Genomic DNA, 15,475 nt, shown 5'->3' with positions numbered 1-15,475 from the left:
CGAGCGCCACCAGATCGGTCCTTTGCTAATAGTATTTACTAATACAAGGATGCGCTGTACCGTCAATCCACCGCATCCGGCCTGATCGGTCCGGTTGCGGTGGACGTGTCTGTGAATAGCCCGATGGCAAGCGGATATTGCTTCCGCAAACCATGTCTCAGATATGTGATATGTCAGACAAATCGGACTATTTACGAATGAAGAATGGTTGTCTAAAGTCCGTGGCCGTGGCTGGGAACGACGCCATTCTTTTCAGTGCCGGGAACCCTTGAGGAGGAGGGCGTCCACGCCGCAGACGGCAATTCAGGTGAGCAAGACAATTCTGGTGAGCAAGTCCGGTCAGTCCTACGACTGACCAAAACGGGAGGTTGAACATGAAATCCTTGATACGCAATGCATCCATGGCCGCCGCGGCCCTGGCTGTCGGCCTAACGGCGACGGCCATCGCGCGCGCCGACGACAAGCCGACGCTGGCCTTCGTCGTCAACGGCGCTTCCGACTTCTGGAAAGCGGCCGAAGCCGGCGTCAAGAAGGCGCAGGGCGAACTGCCCGACTACACGCTCGAACTCAAATATCCCGAACAATCCTCGGTCGCCATCCAGCAGAGGCTGATGGACGATCTGGTGACCGCCGGCGTCAAGGGCATCATGGTCTCGGCCGTCGATCCCAAGACCTCGACCGATGGCTTGAACAAGATCGCCTCGCAAACGGCGCTGTTCACCACGGACTCCGATGCTCCGCAGACCAAGCGTGTCGCCTATATCGGCTCGTCCAATGTCGACGCCGGCAAGCAGGCGGCCGAAATCGCCAAAAAGGCGATGCCGAACGGCGGCAAGTGCCTCGGCTTCGTCGGCCTGCTCGGCGCCGACAATGCCAAGGAGCGCATCCAGGGCATGAAGGACGGTCTCGCCGGCACCAAGATCGAGCTCGTCGACGTGCGCGGCGACGACATCGACCAGGCCCGCGCCAAGAAGAATGTCGAGGACGCGCTGGTCGCCAGCCCCGACGTCACCTGCATGGTCGGCTTCTACTCCTACAACACGCCGCGCATCTATGAAGCGCTGCGCGACGCCGGCAAGCTCGGCTCGATCACCGTCGTCGGCTTCGATGACGATCCGATCACGCTGGGCGGCGTCAAGGAAGGCACAGTTGCCGCCACCGTCGTGCAGCAGCCCTTCGAATGGGCCTATCAGGGCATGAAGCTGATGGCCGCCTATCTCAAGGGCGACAAGTCGGGCATCCCGGCCGGCAATTTGATCATCATCCCGACCAAGATCATCGGCAAGGATGACGTCGACGCCTATGCCGCCAATCTCAAGGCGATGGCAGGTAACTGATCGGCGTTGGCGCTGCCCCTCGTCCGCCTGCCGGCACCTTCTCCCCGTATAGTGACGGGGAGAGGGGAGGTGGCCGCGACGCTGGCGACCCCCTCTCCCCGTCTCTATACGGGGAGAGGGTAAGGGTGAGGGGCGGCGCGACGTTTCGCTTTTTATTGACGGGTTCGATCAGGCCAGTCAGTCTGTGAGCCCGCCAAACGCTGTCAGGCATGATGAATTATTCCGACACATCCATCGCTGCGACCACCCCGTTCCTCAGCTTGGAGAACGTGCGCAAGACCTATCCGGGCGTCGTGGCGCTCGATGGCTTCTCCATGGAGGTCAGGCCGGGCGAGGTCATCGGCCTGGTCGGCGAGAACGGCGCGGGCAAATCCACGCTGATGAAGATCCTCGGTGGCGTCACCACGCCGGATACCGGCACCATCACGGTCGACGGCACCGCCCATAAGGGCCTGAGCGTGGAGGGCAGCCTGGGGTCGGGCATCGCCTTCGTTCACCAGGAACTCAATCTGTTCGAAAACCTCGACGTCGCCGCCAACATCTTCTTCGGCCGCGAGCCGCTGCGCGCCGGGCCGCTGAAGCTGGTCGACCGCGCGAAACTGCGCGAAATGGTGGCGCCGCTGCTGAAGCGCGTCGGCGCCAATTTTTCAGCCGACACGCAGGTCGCGGATCTCTCGCTCGCGCAGCAGCAGATGGTCGAGATCGCCAAGGCGCTGTCGATCAAGGCAAGGCTGGTCATCCTCGACGAGCCGACATCGAGCCTGCCGCTCGCCGAGACCGACAAGCTGCTCGACGTCATCAAGGCGCTGAAGGCCGACGGCATCTCGGTCATCTTCATCTCGCACCGCCTGCACGAGATCGAGCGCGTCGCCGACCGCGTCGTCGTGCTGCGCGACGGCATGCTGGCCGGAACATTGGGCAAACGCGACATCAACCACGACCAGATGGTCAAGCTGATGATCGGACGCATGCTGAAGGAACGCGAGAAGGCCTCCGAGGCCGCGCGTGCCCCCGGTGCCGTCGCGTTCTCGGCCAAGGCGGTCCGCACCCCCACCTATCCCAGCCGGCCGGTCGATCTCGACGTCAGGCGCGGCGAAATCCTCGGCCTCGCCGGCCTCGTCGGCTCGGGCCGCACCGAACTGGCACGGGTGTTCTTCGGCATCGAAGCCAGCCTCGGCGGCACGCTGGAGCTCAACGGCAAGCCGCTGACGCTGGCGAGCGCGGCGGACGCCGTCGCGCAAGGCATTTTCCTCGTGCCGGAAGACCGCAAGCTGACCGGCATCCTGCTCGACCTGTCGATAGCGCAGAACATTTCACTCCCCAATTTGCCGGCACATGCGAAGCGAACGCTGGTCTCGAACAGCGCGGAAGCGGCTACCGCCGAGAAGCAAAAGAAGAATCTCGGCATCAAGGCACCTTCGGTGCAGACACGCACCGGCACGCTGTCTGGCGGCAACCAGCAAAAGGTCGTGCTCGGCAAATGGCTGGCCATGAACCCCAAGGTGATGATCCTCGACGAGCCGACGCGCGGCATCGACATCGGCGCCAAGGCGGAGATCTACGGGTTGATGCGGGCGCTGGCCGACGCCGGCGTCGCCGTGCTGATGATCTCCAGCGACATGGAAGAGGTGATCGGCGTCTCCGACCGCATCGCCGTGATGCATGAGGGCCAGATCTCGGGCATCCTCGACAAGGACCATTTCAGCCAGGAAAACGTGCTTTTGCTCGCGGTGGGCAAGCCGGCAAACTAATGCATGCCCGCGCAAAAGTTGCCTGCGGTTTTTGCGGCAACGGCATGCATAAACAAAGAGCTGAAGCGCGCGACGCGCCTTAGCTAAGCGGAGACGGCGATGACAAAGAAAGATCTCGGCCTGCTGATCCTGATCCTGGTGGTCGGAGCGATCGTTGCCATCATCAATCCGCGCTTCCTCTTGCCGATCAATCTCGCCAACACCTCGAACCTCATCGGTCTCTTCGGTATCCTGTCGATCGGCCAGGCCTTCGTCATCATCACCGGCGGCATCGAGCTCTCCGTCGGCTCCGTCGTCGCGTTGCTGGGCACGCTGTTCATCGACTTCATCGCCGTGCGTGGCATGGGATGGCCGATCGCCTTCGTGCTGATCCTGGCGCTCGGCGCCATCATCGGGTTGGCGCATGGCTGGCTGATCACGCGGCTCAAGCTGCAGCCCTTCGTCGTGACCCTGTGCGGCCTGTTGATCTACCGCGGCGTCGCGCGCTTCTACACCGCCGACGGCACCGCGGGCTTCGCCTTCGGCCAGAATTTTCCCGATCTCGAATTCCTGACCGCCGGCCGCTCCTGGGGCGTGCCGAACTCCTTCTTCGCGCTGATCGTCATCGCCATCGTCATGTGGGTGGTGCTGCACCGCTCGGTGTTCGGGCGCTATCTCTACGCCATCGGCAAGAACGAGGAGGCGGCGAAATATTCGGGCATCCGCACCGGGCGCGTCGTCATGGCGGCTTACGTCATCTGCGGCGTGCTCACCGCGCTGTCGGCGATTTATTTCGCCATGTACACGCGCTCGATCTCGCCGGCCAGCCATGGCCAGTTCTACGAGCTCTACGCCATTGCGGCGGCCGTGCTCGGCGGCTTCTCGCTGCGCGGCGGCGAGGGCTCGCTGATCGGCGTCCTCCTCGGCACGGTGCTGCTGCAGGAGCTGCAGAACCTGGTCAACCTGCTCGGCATCCCCTCCTCGCTCAACTTCGCGGTGATGGGGGGCGTCATCCTCATCGGCGTGCTGGTCGATCAGCAATGGGGCGTGTTCCGGGCGCGCCGGCGGATGGTCGATGCCGCCCGCAAGGGCGCGGTCGGGGCGGCCGCGGAATAAGTCCCGCGCGCCCGTGTAGCTGCTTGTCCGCGCCACCAGATTATTATAATAGCATAACCTGTGCTGCGGGAGGCTGACGGGACATGCGCTGCGATTTGCGAGGCAAGGTGGCGCTGGTCACGGGAGCCGCCGGCGCCATCGGCAGTTCGATCGCCAAACGCCTGTCGGACAATGGCGCGGCGATCGTCGTCGCCGACATAAATGGCGAGGGCGCACGCCAGGTCGCGGCCGGGTTGAGCGATGCGATGGCCTGCACCACCGACATCCGCGATCCCGCATCGGTGGACGCCGCGATTGCCGCGCTCATGCGGCGCTATGGTCGCCTCGACATCCTCATCAACAATGCCGGCGTCAACACGCTGGCGCATCGCGTCACATTAGACGAATTCCCGGCCGACGAATGGCACCGCATCACCGGCATCGACCTCGATGGCCTCTACATCGTGAGCCGGGCAGCACTGGCCCCGATGCTTGACGCCGGCAAGGGCGGGCGCATCGTCAACATCGCCTCCGTCGTCGGGCTCGCCGCCATGCGGCTGCAAAGCCCGTTCGTCGCCGCCAAGGCCGGCATCATCCATCTGACGCGGTCGATGGCAATCGAACTCGGCGCCAGGGGAATTCTCACCAACGCCATCGCGCCGGGGTCGGTGATGACGGCGCTGACCGCCAAGCTGTTCTATGGCGAGGACGGCAAGTTCGCCGGGCGCACGCAGGAATTCCTCGACCATGTGCCCCTCGCCCGGCCTGCCCAGCCGGAAGAGATCGCCGAGGCGGTGCTGTTCCTGGCCTCGCCGGCCGCCAGCTATGTCAACGGCCAGGTGCTGGCCGTCGATGGCGGCTGGACGGCGGGATACATGATGTGAGCGGGGCCATGGAAATCGATCTCACTGGCTCGACAATAGAACTGGAAGGCGCGAGCAATCCGGTTGCCGAGGCGGCACTCGCCGCCTTGCGCGCCAATGGCGGCCGCGTCCTCGAAGGGGCGCGGCACGCCAGCGTCCTTTCCCCCGACATCGTTCTGGTATCATGCCCTCTGCGTCCGGGAAGCACGGCCGAAAATCCCGGCACCTTGTACGCGGCGGCGCGCAAGGCGGCGGTGGCCATGACCGAGCGCGGCGGCGGACGCATCGTCTTCCTGCTTTCGGTGACCGCCGGCATGCCGATGCGCCGCTATCCGCGCTTCTCCATGGAGAACGCCTCGATCCTGGCCGGCATGCGCACGCTGGCCATGGAGTTCGGCCCCAAAATCCTGGTCAATGCCGTCGGCGTCGGCTTGGTCGAGGACGAGACCATGGTTTCGGGTGACAAGGCGATGCTCAGCCACGTCCCGGTCAACCGCGCCGGCAATATCGAGGAAGCGGTTGCGGCCGTGCTGTTCTTCTGCGATCCACTGAACACCTATACGACGGGCCAGATGCTGGGCGTCGACGGTGGATGGATGGCAGGCTATGGGCGTAATTTCTGAGCCGCTGGCGCTGACGGCCGACGCAATCGAGGTCGGTCTGGTGTCGCAAATCGGCGGCTCCGTGAGTTCACTGCGCTGGCGCGGCATCGATCTGATGCGCCGGCTTTCGGACGGCGATCGCGAGGCCGGCAACGTGCTGGGCGTCGCCATGTTCCCGATGACGCCCTATGCCAACCGCATCGCCGGAAATGCCTTTGAGTTCAGGTCAAAGCGTTGGCAGGTCCTGCCCAACAATCCGCCGGAAAAATTCAACGTGCATGGCAGCGGCTGGCAGCTTGCCTGGACTGTCGTGGAGGCAGGAGCCGGTAGCGCAACCCTGGCGCTGGATATTGCTGGCGCCGGCGAACCCTATTCCTATCGCGCGATGCAGACTTTCGTGGTTTCCGACGAGGGGCTTGACGTGACCATGACGCTGACCAACACCGGACCGGTTTCCCTGCCGTTCGGCTTCGGCCTGCACCCCTGGTTCGATCGCGACCCGGACGCCACTCTGCAATTCAAGGCCAAGTGTTTCTATCTCGAAGAGCCCGACGGTGTTTCCGGCGACCCGATCACGCTGCCACCCGAACTCGACTTCGCCGAGGGCCGGCCATTGCCGGCGGGCTGGCGCAACAATGATTATGGCGGCTGGGGCGGCGAGGCGATCATCCGCTTTCCCTCGCGCGGCGCGGGGCTGCGGATCACGGCCGATCCGGTCTTCAGGCACCTGATGCTCTATGCCGACCCGACAAAACCGTTTTTCTGCGTCGAACCCCAGACCAATGCCTCCGGCGCCTTCAACCGCGGCCGATGGGATGATCCGGAAGAGGGCGTCATCGTGCTTGGCCCGGGGGAAAGTGCAGCCGGCGCTGTTTCGTTCATGCCCTTCGCGCTTCAATCCTAAAGCAGCCGAGCCAGCAGGCCGCCATCCACCTGCATGGCACTGCCGGTGACGAAGGAAGAGGCGTCCGAGATCAGGAAGCCTATTGCCGTGGCGATCTCGGCAGGGTTGGCGATGCGCGCGATCCGGTTCGGTTCGAAAGACAGGCCCAGCGCTTCCGCGCCGCCGGCTGCCTCCAGCCCGTCCAGCGTCATGCGGGTGGCGACCGAGCCGACCAGCACGGCGTTGACGCGGATGCGGTCGACGGCATAGTCGAGCGCCATCTGCCGCGACAGGCCGACGACCGCCGCCTTGGTCGCCGCATAGGCGGGCACGCCGGGTACGGTGGCGTCGGCATGGACGGAGGCGATGTTGACGATCGAGCCGCCGTCGGCCTCGCGCAGCAGCGGCAAGGTCGCCCGGCAGACGCGGAAAATGGCCGTCAGATTGACTGATATGGTCCTGTCCCACTCCTCGTCGGAAAGCTCTTCCAGCCGCTTGCCTGTCGGATAGATGCCGGCGCAATTGACGACCGCGTCGAGCCCGCCGAACCGTTCCGCCGCCGCCGCGACGGTTGCCCGGACGTCTGCTTCGCGCGTGAGGTCGCTCTCCCGGAAGATCAGCCGGCTCTCGCCATAACGGCTCGCCAGTGATTTGCCCTCATCGCCGTCCAGCCCGGCGCCAAAGACCTTGGCGCCCTCGGCGACAAGGTATTCCGCCGTTGCCCGGCCAATCCCGGTCGCGGCGCCAGTGACGAAAATGCGTTTGCCGGCAAATATCATGCGGAAACCTGTGCCTGACGCTCGGCCTGCGCCGCGGTGACCGAACGCAAGACGCGATCCTCACCGCCTTCGCCGCGGCCGAATTCATCGACGATGCGGCCGTCGGCGACGACGAGGCAGCGGTCGCAAAGACCGATCAATTCCTCGAGTTCCGACGCGACGATCAGCAGTGAAACGCCCTTGTCGGCCAACTCGACCACGAGCCGGTAGATCTCATGCCGGGTTGCCGCGTCGACGCCCTTGGTCGGCTCGTCGAGCAGCAGTACCTTCGGCGCCCGCATCAGCACGCGGGCAAACAGCAGTTTCTGCTGGTTGCCGCCCGACAGATGGGTGACCGAGGCCCGCGGCGACGATGCCTTGACGTTGAGGGCACGCATGGCTGCCACGATGGCGTTGCGCTCCAGCCCGCCGCGCACCACGCCGCGCCGCGACAAGGGCGCGAGATTGCCGATGGTGATGTTGGCGCCGACCGGCAGGTTGAACAGCAGGCCGTCACGCTTGCGATCCTCGGTCAGCAGCGCGATGCCGGCCGCGCGGGCATCGGCGGGCGACTTGATCGATACCTCCTTGCCGCCGACGTGGATCTCGCCCTCGGACAGCACGCGGCCGTAGATGCCGTGCAGGATCTCGCTGCGGCCGGAGCCAAGCAGTCCCGCCAATCCGACGATCTCGCCGGCCGCGACGGACAGGTTGATGTCCCTCGCGCCATGGACAGCACCGCCGTGGCCGGCGACGCTGAGGCGGCGAACCTCCAGCGCGGTCGGGGTGCCGACAGGCGCGGCATGCTCGGGGAACAGCCGCTGCAACCTTTGCCCGGACATCGAGAAGATGAAGGTCTCGGCGTCGAAATCCTCGCGGGCAATGCGCACCGCCACCTGTCCGTCGCGCAGCACGGTGGCGCGGTCGCAGATGGCGAGCACTTCCGGCAGGCGATGGGTGATGTAGATCATCGCCACGCCCTGTGCCTTGAGCCGACGCAGCACGGCAAACAGCGCGTCGACTTCGGTGCCCGAGAGCGACGCGGTCGGCTCGTCCAGCATCAGCACGCGCGGCTTCATGACGATGGCGCGGGCAATCATCACCAGATGACGCTGCGCCGAGGGCAGCGATGCGACATAGGCCCTTGGGTCGATATCGATGCCAAGATCGGCAAATATCTCGGCCGCCCGCTGCTCGAGCTTCCGCTGGTGAACCAGCACGCCGTCGCCCAGACCGGTGCGGCCGGCAAAGACGTTCTCGGCGACCGAGAGCTGTTCGAGCACCTCGATTTCTTGCGGGACATAACCGACGCCGTTCGATCGCGCGTCGGCCGGCGAGGCAAAGCTGACGGGCTGGCCGTCGAGCTGGATCGTGCCGGTGTAGGAGCCGGCCGGATGCACGCCATTGAGGATCTTCACAAGGGTGGACTTGCCGGCGCCGTTCTGGCCAAGCAGAGCATGGATTTCACCAGAGACCACGTCGAAATCGACCCCGCGCAACGCCTGCACGCCGCCAAAATTCTTGGCGATCGCGGTGGCTGAAAACAGCGGCGCTTGGTTGGTCGACACAGTGGTCCCTCAGGATGTTGCCGGATCCGCAAGATGCGGGCCCGGCGGCAGGCGTTACTGGCCGGCGCTGTCCAGCATCTGGTAGTACGGGTCGAGGTCGGCTGCGGTGATCACCTTGGCCGGCAACGGATTGCTGTAGGGAACCGTCTTGCCCTGGGCGAGGTCGCCGAGCAGTTCGGCCACCTTGGCGCTTTCCTCGTAGAGCGGCTGTGCGACGATGCCGTAGGCGGCGCCCGATTTCACCAGATCGAGGTTCTGCCTGATATAGTCCATGCCGATGATGACGACGTCGCGCCCGGCCTTGCGGGCCGCGCCCGACCAGGTCTGGATGCTGTTGCCGGTGGTGCCGAAGGCGGCGGTCACGTCGGGATTGCCCTGCAGGATGGCCACCGCCTTGGCTTCGGCGGCGGAAGGCTCGAAGCCTTCCATCTGCGTATCGAGCACCTTGATGCCGGGATACTTTGCCGCGATGGTCTTGCGGAAGGCATCCGACATCGCGTTCTCGGTGTCGTTGGAAGCGCCTTGCGTCAGCGCCACAGTGCCCTTGCCGCCGAGCTTGTCGCCGATGGCGATGGCCGCATTGGCGCCGACCTCGGCAATGTCTTCTCCGGTCGCAGCCTTCAGTCCATTGACGGTGCCTTCCGGCGGCAGGACGTGCCAGGTGACGATCGGGAAGCCCTCCTTGGCAAGCTTGGTGATGTAGGAATAGATGGCCGGGTCCACCCCGTAGACGCCAATGGCGTCATATTTGGTACGGGCAAGCGCGGCCTCGGCAAGCGGCAGCGTCGCGGGAATATCCCAGTTGGTGGCGCTCGGGTCGCCGACGACCTCGCAGGTGTAGCCGAGCTCCTTGCATTTGTTGAGGAAGCCCGCCTGCATCAGCCGGTGCACCGGGTGATCCTTCATCGCCTGCACCCAGAGCAGATGCACATCCGCCGCCCGCGCTAGGCTCGCCACGCCCAGCGAGGTGGCGACTGTCGCCGCCACCAGCGCGGCGCGGATCAACCCAGTCTTCAAATGAATTCTCATGCCTTACCTCCCTTGGTTCGCCGGCATTTTGCCGGCGCAATATCTCGATCGGTTCAAGCCCCGGCGATGAAGTAGCGGCGGCGCACGATGTCGAGGCCGACGGCCATGACCATGATCACGCCGACCGCGATCTGCTGCCAGTTGGAGTTGACGCCGATGACGACGAGGCCGCTCTGCACCACTTTCAGCATCAGGATGCCGACGACACCGCCGGCGACCGTGCCGGCCCCGCCGAACAGGCTGACGCCGCCGACCACGACACCGGCGATGACCGTCAGTTCCCAGCCACTGCCGATCGATGTGCCGCCGCTGCCGAGATCGGCCATGACGAACATGCCGGCGATCGCCGACAGCGCGCCGACGGTGATGAAGGCGCCGATCTTGCAGGCATTGGTGTTGATGCCGACGAGATGCGCCACTTCCTTGTTGCCGCCGGTGGCATAGATGTTGCGGCCGAGTACGGTGCGCCGCAGCACGAAATCGGCTGCCACCGCCGCGATGATGAAGAAGGCGAAACTCCAGCCGAGGCCGAAGGCGAGATCCGTACCGCCGATCGTATTGATCGCCTCCGGCAGCGGATAGACCGGATAGCCTCCGGTCACCACCTGGATCAGCCCCTGACCGATGAACAGCATGCCGAGCGTCTGGATGAAGGCGGGGATACCGAGCCTGACGACGATCAAGCCGTTGAGCAGGCCGATCAATGCGCCGACGCCGATGCCGCCGAGAATGCCGACGGTCACCGGCAAGGCGGCAGCGGTCATCAGCTTGGCGGCGACCACTGCGGACAGCCCGGCGACCGAGCCGACGGACAGGTCGAACTCGCCGGCAACCAGCAGAATCGTCTGGCCGATGGCGATGATGCCGACAAAGGAGACGACGTTGAGAATGGCGCGGATGTTGCGCTCCGACAGGAAAGCCGGTTCGAGCAACCAGAAGAAGGCAATCAGCAAGGCCATCGCCGCCAGCACGCCGACTTCGCCCACCGCAATCAAGCCGATCAGTCGCCGCCGGAACGATTGCGTGTCCCGGCGCGGAGAGCTCACCTCAGCCGCGCTGTTCATCCTGACCTCCCTGGCGGCGCCTGTTGCCGGATCCCGCGGCCGGCTCCATTCACCCGCGCCAATCCCGGCGCGCTCCTCGTCTTCATTAAGATTATAATATTATAACTTGTCAACGATGAAAATTCCACGCCTCGCGACAGCGCGTCGCGTCGCTGGAAAGCGTCCGCTGCAACCGCTATGAATGGGCTGATGTGATCCGTGGGACTTTGCCTTGGTGGATCGCGCTCTCTTGGAGCAGGGTGATGACCGATAAGCCGCCGGCGGGCGAGAAAAAGCCGCAGCGCCTCGGCGTTCGCGAGATCGCCAAGCGCGTCGGCGTTGCGCCGATGACGGTGTCACGTGCGCTGTCCAATCCCGACATGGTGTCGCCGGAGACGCGCGCCAAGGTGCTCGAGGCGATCGAGCAGGCCGGCTTCGTGCCCAACCGCCTGGCCTCCAGCATGCGCGGCAACGGCCGCATGATCGGCACGGTTGTGCCACCGCTGATCAATTCGGGCATAGCCGAACAGGTGCAAGGCATGTCCGACGAATGCCACGAGAGCGGCTATTCGATGCTCCTGGTGCAAGGTGAATTCACGCAGGAGGCCGAGGAGAAGGCGATCCGCAATCTGCTTGGCTGGCGCCCGGTCGGCATGATCCTGCAGAGCTTCGTGCAAAGCGAGACGGCGCGCGCGCTGCTGAAGAGCAGCGGCGCACCGGTGGTCGAGATCTCCGAGATCAAGGGCCGCAAGCCAATCGACATGGTGGTCGGCGTCTCCAATTTCGAGACAGCCTATGCCATGACCATGCATCTGGCGGCGAAGGGCTACAAGCGCATCGGCTTCGTCTCGACGCCGATCCACGGCAACGATCGTCTCCAGCAACGCCGCACCGGTTACCACGCGGCCTTGACCGAACTCGGCTTCAAGAACCATGCCGACCTGGAGGTCGAGGTGCCGATCACCGCGCAAGGCGGCGCCGAAGCGCTGGTGACGCTGACCTCCCGCCACAGGGATATCGACGCGATCTTCTTTTCCAGCGATACGCTCGCTGTCGGCGCCGTGCAGGAATGCCACCGGCGCGGTTGGGCGGTGCCTGGAAAAATCGCCATTGCCGGCTATGGCGACATGGATCTGGCCGCGCAGCTTCATCCGCCGCTGACCACGGTGAAGGTCAACCGCTACGAGATGGGCCGGCGCGCGGTGCGGCAATTGCTGGCAAAGCTCGGCGGCGACACCAAGGTGCCGACCATCACCAGCCTCGGCTTCGAGATCGTCGACCGCGAAAGCGCTTGACGTCTTGATGTTAGTCGAAACGCGCCCCCCAGCTTCGTCATCCTAGGGCGGAGCAGCCGCAAAGCGGCGTCGCGAAGACCCTAGGATCCATTCCGTGACCGTGGCCGTAGGGTGCAGCGGAGCAGAATTTTGGACCGCAGTGTCGCTCGGGAGTCCCGGCGTGGATCCTAGGGTCTGCGCCGCGTCGCTTCGCTCCTTGCTCCGCCCTAGGATGACGAATGGCCGGAGGGCTTTTGCCAACCTAAAGGCCACGCTTCCCCGCCTCTTCGCGCCGCCCGAGGCGTTTCTCCCAGCCTTCGGCGTGGACGTTGAGATAGGCGTTGGGATCGTAGGGATGATCCTTGATCGCATCGATGTCGAGGTCGATGCCGAGCCCCGGCGCGTCCGGTAGCGACAGATGGCCATTGTCGGGATTGACGGTCGGATGCCAGCTCACCAGCTCGCGCGTCCAGGGGTCGTTGAAGGCGTCGAAATGTTCCTGAATGAGGAAGTTCGGCACCGCCGCCGCCAGTTGCAGGCAAACCGCCGTCGCCACCGGTCCGCCGCTCTGGTGCGGCGCGATGTAACTGCCATGGGCAAGCGCCAGATTGGCCACCTGCATCGACGGCCCGATGCCGCCGAGCGACATCGGCTCGGGCTGGAAGATGTTGACGCCGCCGCCGGCCGCCAGCGTGTAGAACTGACCGACCGTGTCGTACATCTCGCCCGTCGCCACCGGGATCGGCGAGCGGTGCGCCACTTCATGCACGGTCTCCTGGCGGTCGCGCGAGGTCGGCTCTTCCCACCAGTAGATGTCGAGATCGGCGAATTTTTGCGCCGCCTGCAGTGCGGCGATCTCGGTGAAGCGCGCATGCACGTCAATCAGGATCAGCGTGTCCTTTGGCAGCCTGTCACGTAAGGTCCGGCAGATGGCGTAGGAAAGCTCCAGCTCCTCGCGCGAAATGAAGCCTTGGGCGGTGCCGAACGGGTCGAGTTTGAATGCCTTGAAGCCTTTGGCCAGCACCGCTTTCGCCGCATCGAGAAAGGCCTCGGGCGAGCGCTCGGTGCGGTACCAGCCATTGGCATAGCCGAGCACGCTGTCGCGCACCTGGCCGCCGAGCAATTGGTGGATCGGCACGCCGAGGCTCTTGCCCAGTATGTCCCAGCATGCGACTTCGATGGCCGCGATCACCGTGCGGTGGATGTGGCCGCCGTCGAGCGAGACGCTGTCCAGCATGCGTTTGGCCAGCGCGTTGATGCGGCGCGGGTCCTGGCCGATGGCGAGGTGTTTCAACTCGTGCACGCCGGCTTCGGTAGTCTTGATGAAACCGTTCAGCGTGCCTTCGCCGATCCCGTGGATGCCCTTGTCGGTATGTACTTTGACAAACAGCCAGTTCTTCCAGCCGGCGCCGACGGCAAAGGTCTCGATCTCTGTAATCTTCATGGGAGAACCCTAGCTCAATGCGGCAATGGTCGCGATGACGGCCTCGGTCGTCAGTCCGTATTTCGCTTGCAAGGTCGGCACCGCGCCGCATTCGATATAGCGGTCCGGCAGGCCGACGCGCGTCACTGTCTTCGCAATGCCGGCATCGAACAAGGTCTCGACCACAAGGCTCGCCAGGCCACCGACCACGACGTGGTTTTCCACTGTCACGATACGGTCAACCGACGCGGCGAATTCGGCCACCGCCTCGCTGTCGAACGGCTTTATGGTCGGCACATGCAGCACGCCGGCAGCGACGCCCCGTTTTTGCAAAGCATCGGCTGCATCCAATGTCCTTTCGGTCATTAGGCCGGTCGAGATGATGCCGACATCGCTACCCTGGCGCAGGCGGCGCGCCTTGCCGATCTCGAAGACGTAACCGGGCTCGAACACGACCGGCACGCTGCCGCGCAGCAGCCTCATGTAGACCGGACCCTGATGTTGGGCAATCGCTTCGGTCGCGGCTTCGATCTCGGTCGCGTCGCAGGGGTCGATGATGGTCAGGCCGGGGATCATGCGCATCAGCGCCAGATCCTCGATCGCCTGATGGGTGCCGCCATAGCCGGTCGTCAGACCGGGGAGGCCCGCGACGATCTTGACGTCGAGATTGGAGTGGGCCAGCGCGATGGCGACGAAATCATAGGCGCGCCGCGTCGCGAACACGCCATAGGTGGTGGCGAACGGCACCTTGCCGGTGCGCGCCAGCCCGGCGGCGACGGCGACCAGATTCTGCTCGGCCATGCCGACGTTGAAGAAGCGCTCCGGGAAGGCGTCTCGGAATGGCAGGATGTCGGTGTATTTGCCGAGATCGGCGGTCAGTCCGACAATGTCGGGGCGGCTCTCGCCGAGCCTTGCCAATGCCCGGCCGAAGGGTGCCTCAACGCTGCGCCGTCCGCCGCCGACGGCCTCGTCCTGGCCCATGGCCAGCGTGCGGCCGGCCTCCATCGCCGCGCCGCTCATTGGCTCGCTCCCACGGTTTTCTCGAACTCGGCGATGATGCCATCCCATTGCGCCACGTCGATGCGGAAGAAGTGCGACTTCTCGGAAGTCTCGATGCGCGGCACACCCTTGCCGGGCCGTGTGCGCAGGATGATCGCCTTTGGCTTGCCGTTGCGGTTTCTCGCATCCGCCAGCGCGCCAACCACCGCGGTCATGTCATTGCCGTCGATCTCGGCTGTCTGCCAGCCGAAGGCGCGCCATTTGTCGGCCACCGGCTCCATGTCGAGCACCACAGGCCCGTCGGCCTGAATGCCGTTGCAGTCGATCAGCGCCACCAGCCCGTCGAGCTTGAAGTGGCTGGCCGACATGGCTGCTTCCCAGGTCGAGCCTTCCTGCATCTCTCCATCGGAGAGCTCGACGAAAACGCGCGCGTCGGAGCGGTCGACACGCAGGCCCAGCGCCTGCCCGACACCTTGCCCCAGCCCATGGCCAAGTGAACCGCCAATCATTTCGACGCCGGGCGTGGTGTCGAGCGTCGACATTTCCAGCCGGCTGTTGTCGGCGCCATAGGTGACGAGTTCATCGACAGGAATGATGCCCGCTTCGGCCAGGGCAGCCCACAAAGCGATGGAATAATGCCCGGTCGACAAAAGGAAACGGTCGCGGTCGGGCCAACCGAGATTGCCGGGATCGTAGCGCAGCTCGTGGAAATAGAGCGCCGCCAGCACATCGGCGATGCCGAGGCCCTGGCCGATATAGCCCTGGCCCTGGCCGCGCGCCATCGTCAGCATATGACGGCGCAGCAGCATCGCCTTGCGTTCGAGCGCGCCGATGTCGGCGTAGCCGGGAGGAGAGTTTCGCAGCATCTGGA

General features: G+C 64.7%; 14 protein-coding genes. 7 read left to right on the top strand and 7 right to left on the bottom strand.

The features are described 5' to 3' along the window. Positions 1-374: 374 nt before the first annotated feature. The 6 genes from EN850_RS10400 (at position 375) to EN850_RS10375 (ending at position 6,531) form a co-directional block, all read left to right on the top strand. The gene (locus tag EN850_RS10400) at positions 375-1,337 is read left to right on the top strand and encodes a sugar-binding protein (RefSeq protein WP_127275274.1); all 963 of its coding nucleotides are present in this window, start codon (positions 375-377) and stop codon (positions 1,335-1,337) included. A 212-nt stretch (positions 1,338-1,549) separates the two neighbouring features. Then, entirely contained in the window at positions 1,550-3,088 is a 1,539-nt protein-coding gene (locus EN850_RS10395; RefSeq protein WP_136091345.1) for a sugar ABC transporter ATP-binding protein, read from the top strand. A 99-nt stretch (positions 3,089-3,187) separates the two neighbouring features. Beyond that, a complete protein-coding gene (locus EN850_RS10390; RefSeq protein WP_135882671.1) occupies positions 3,188-4,183 on the top strand; it encodes an ABC transporter permease in 996 nt (331 codons plus the stop codon). Between the two features lie 83 nt (positions 4,184-4,266). After that, positions 4,267-5,046, top strand: a complete 780-nt coding sequence (locus EN850_RS10385) for an SDR family NAD(P)-dependent oxidoreductase (RefSeq protein WP_135862675.1) — start codon at positions 4,267-4,269, stop codon at positions 5,044-5,046. Between the two features lie 8 nt (positions 5,047-5,054). Then, the gene (locus EN850_RS10380; protein ID WP_136091180.1) at positions 5,055-5,648 is read left to right on the top strand and encodes an SDR family oxidoreductase; all 594 of its coding nucleotides are present in this window, start codon (positions 5,055-5,057) and stop codon (positions 5,646-5,648) included. Next, the gene (locus EN850_RS10375; RefSeq protein WP_135882668.1) at positions 5,632-6,531 is read left to right on the top strand and encodes an aldose 1-epimerase; all 900 of its coding nucleotides are present in this window, start codon (positions 5,632-5,634) and stop codon (positions 6,529-6,531) included. The genes EN850_RS10380 and EN850_RS10375 overlap by 17 nt, the downstream gene beginning before the upstream one ends. Here EN850_RS10375 and EN850_RS10370 read toward each other — a convergent pair. The 4 genes from EN850_RS10370 to EN850_RS10355 are packed head-to-tail and all read right to left on the bottom strand — an operon-like array spanning position 6,528 to position 10,929. Then, positions 6,528-7,289 carry an SDR family NAD(P)-dependent oxidoreductase gene (locus EN850_RS10370; RefSeq protein ID WP_136091179.1) on the bottom strand — a complete coding sequence of 254 codons (762 nt, stop codon included), beginning with the start codon at positions 7,287-7,289 and terminating at the stop codon, positions 6,528-6,530. The genes EN850_RS10375 and EN850_RS10370 overlap by 4 nt on opposite strands. Next, positions 7,286-8,836: a sugar ABC transporter ATP-binding protein gene (locus tag EN850_RS10365; protein WP_136091178.1), complete on the bottom strand. Its 1,551-nt coding sequence runs from the start codon at positions 8,834-8,836 to the stop codon at positions 7,286-7,288. The genes EN850_RS10370 and EN850_RS10365 overlap by 4 nt, the downstream gene beginning before the upstream one ends. Positions 8,837-8,890: 54 nt before the next feature. Then, on the bottom strand, positions 8,891-9,865 hold the full coding sequence (locus EN850_RS10360; protein WP_136091177.1) for a substrate-binding domain-containing protein: 975 nt from the start codon (positions 9,863-9,865) through the stop codon (positions 8,891-8,893). A 53-nt stretch (positions 9,866-9,918) separates the two neighbouring features. Beyond that, positions 9,919-10,929: an ABC transporter permease gene (locus EN850_RS10355; RefSeq protein WP_127871230.1), complete on the bottom strand. Its 1,011-nt coding sequence runs from the start codon at positions 10,927-10,929 to the stop codon at positions 9,919-9,921. A 242-nt stretch (positions 10,930-11,171) separates the two neighbouring features. Here EN850_RS10355 and EN850_RS10350 point away from each other — a divergent pair, with 242 nt between their 5' ends. Beyond that, the gene (locus tag EN850_RS10350) at positions 11,172-12,203 is read left to right on the top strand and encodes a substrate-binding domain-containing protein (protein ID WP_135882664.1); all 1,032 of its coding nucleotides are present in this window, start codon (positions 11,172-11,174) and stop codon (positions 12,201-12,203) included. Between the two features lie 241 nt (positions 12,204-12,444). On the opposite strand, the gene EN850_RS10340 is transcribed toward EN850_RS10350, so the two are convergent. Genes EN850_RS10340 through EN850_RS10330 form a run of 3 tightly spaced genes read right to left on the bottom strand, consistent with a single transcriptional unit; the run spans position 12,445 to position 15,470 of the window. Further along, entirely contained in the window at positions 12,445-13,626 is a 1,182-nt protein-coding gene (locus tag EN850_RS10340; RefSeq protein ID WP_136091176.1) for a mandelate racemase/muconate lactonizing enzyme family protein, read from the bottom strand. Positions 13,627-13,635: 9 nt separating this feature from the next. Further along, the gene (locus tag EN850_RS10335; RefSeq protein WP_136091175.1) at positions 13,636-14,625 is read right to left on the bottom strand and encodes a transketolase C-terminal domain-containing protein; all 990 of its coding nucleotides are present in this window, start codon (positions 14,623-14,625) and stop codon (positions 13,636-13,638) included. Further along, positions 14,622-15,470 (bottom strand): transketolase, encoded by an 849-nt coding sequence (locus EN850_RS10330; protein WP_136091174.1) that lies wholly within the window; start codon positions 15,468-15,470, stop codon positions 14,622-14,624. Before EN850_RS10330 ends, EN850_RS10335 begins: the two co-directional genes overlap by 4 nt. Between the last annotated feature and the right edge of the window lie 5 nt (positions 15,471-15,475).

Origin of the sequence: Mesorhizobium sp. M8A.F.Ca.ET.207.01.1.1, assembly GCF_004794715.1 — a bacterium.
Classification (GTDB): Bacteria; Pseudomonadota; Alphaproteobacteria; order Rhizobiales; family Rhizobiaceae; genus Mesorhizobium.
Note: the sequence above shows the minus strand (reverse complement) of the source record. Positions and strands in the feature narration are given on the sequence as shown.

What these genes read in the sequence shown, in the direction of transcription:
- EN850_RS10400 (WP_127275274.1), top strand. Translation starts at nt 375, where the DNA reads ATGAAATCCTTGATACGCAATGCATCCATGGCCGCCGCGGCCCTGGCT.
- EN850_RS10395 (WP_136091345.1), top strand. Translation starts at nt 1,550, where the DNA reads ATGAATTATTCCGACACATCCATCGCTGCGACCACCCCGTTCCTCAGC.
- EN850_RS10390 (WP_135882671.1), top strand. Translation starts at nt 3,188, where the DNA reads ATGACAAAGAAAGATCTCGGCCTGCTGATCCTGATCCTGGTGGTCGGA.
- EN850_RS10385 (WP_135862675.1), top strand. Translation starts at nt 4,267, where the DNA reads ATGCGCTGCGATTTGCGAGGCAAGGTGGCGCTGGTCACGGGAGCCGCC.
- EN850_RS10380 (WP_136091180.1), top strand. Translation starts at nt 5,055, where the DNA reads ATGGAAATCGATCTCACTGGCTCGACAATAGAACTGGAAGGCGCGAGC.
- EN850_RS10375 (WP_135882668.1), top strand. Translation starts at nt 5,632, where the DNA reads ATGGGCGTAATTTCTGAGCCGCTGGCGCTGACGGCCGACGCAATCGAG.
- EN850_RS10370 (WP_136091179.1), bottom strand. Translation starts at nt 7,289, where the DNA reads ATGATATTTGCCGGCAAACGCATTTTCGTCACTGGCGCCGCGACCGGG.
- EN850_RS10360 (WP_136091177.1), bottom strand. Translation starts at nt 9,865, where the DNA reads ATGAGAATTCATTTGAAGACTGGGTTGATCCGCGCCGCGCTGGTGGCG.
- EN850_RS10355 (WP_127871230.1), bottom strand. Translation starts at nt 10,929, where the DNA reads ATGAACAGCGCGGCTGAGGTGAGCTCTCCGCGCCGGGACACGCAATCG.
- EN850_RS10350 (WP_135882664.1), top strand. Translation starts at nt 11,172, where the DNA reads ATGACCGATAAGCCGCCGGCGGGCGAGAAAAAGCCGCAGCGCCTCGGC.
- EN850_RS10340 (WP_136091176.1), bottom strand. Translation starts at nt 13,626, where the DNA reads ATGAAGATTACAGAGATCGAGACCTTTGCCGTCGGCGCCGGCTGGAAG.
- EN850_RS10335 (WP_136091175.1), bottom strand. Translation starts at nt 14,625, where the DNA reads ATGAGCGGCGCGGCGATGGAGGCCGGCCGCACGCTGGCCATGGGCCAG.
- EN850_RS10330 (WP_136091174.1), bottom strand. Translation starts at nt 15,470, where the DNA reads ATGCTGCGAAACTCTCCTCCCGGCTACGCCGACATCGGCGCGCTCGAA.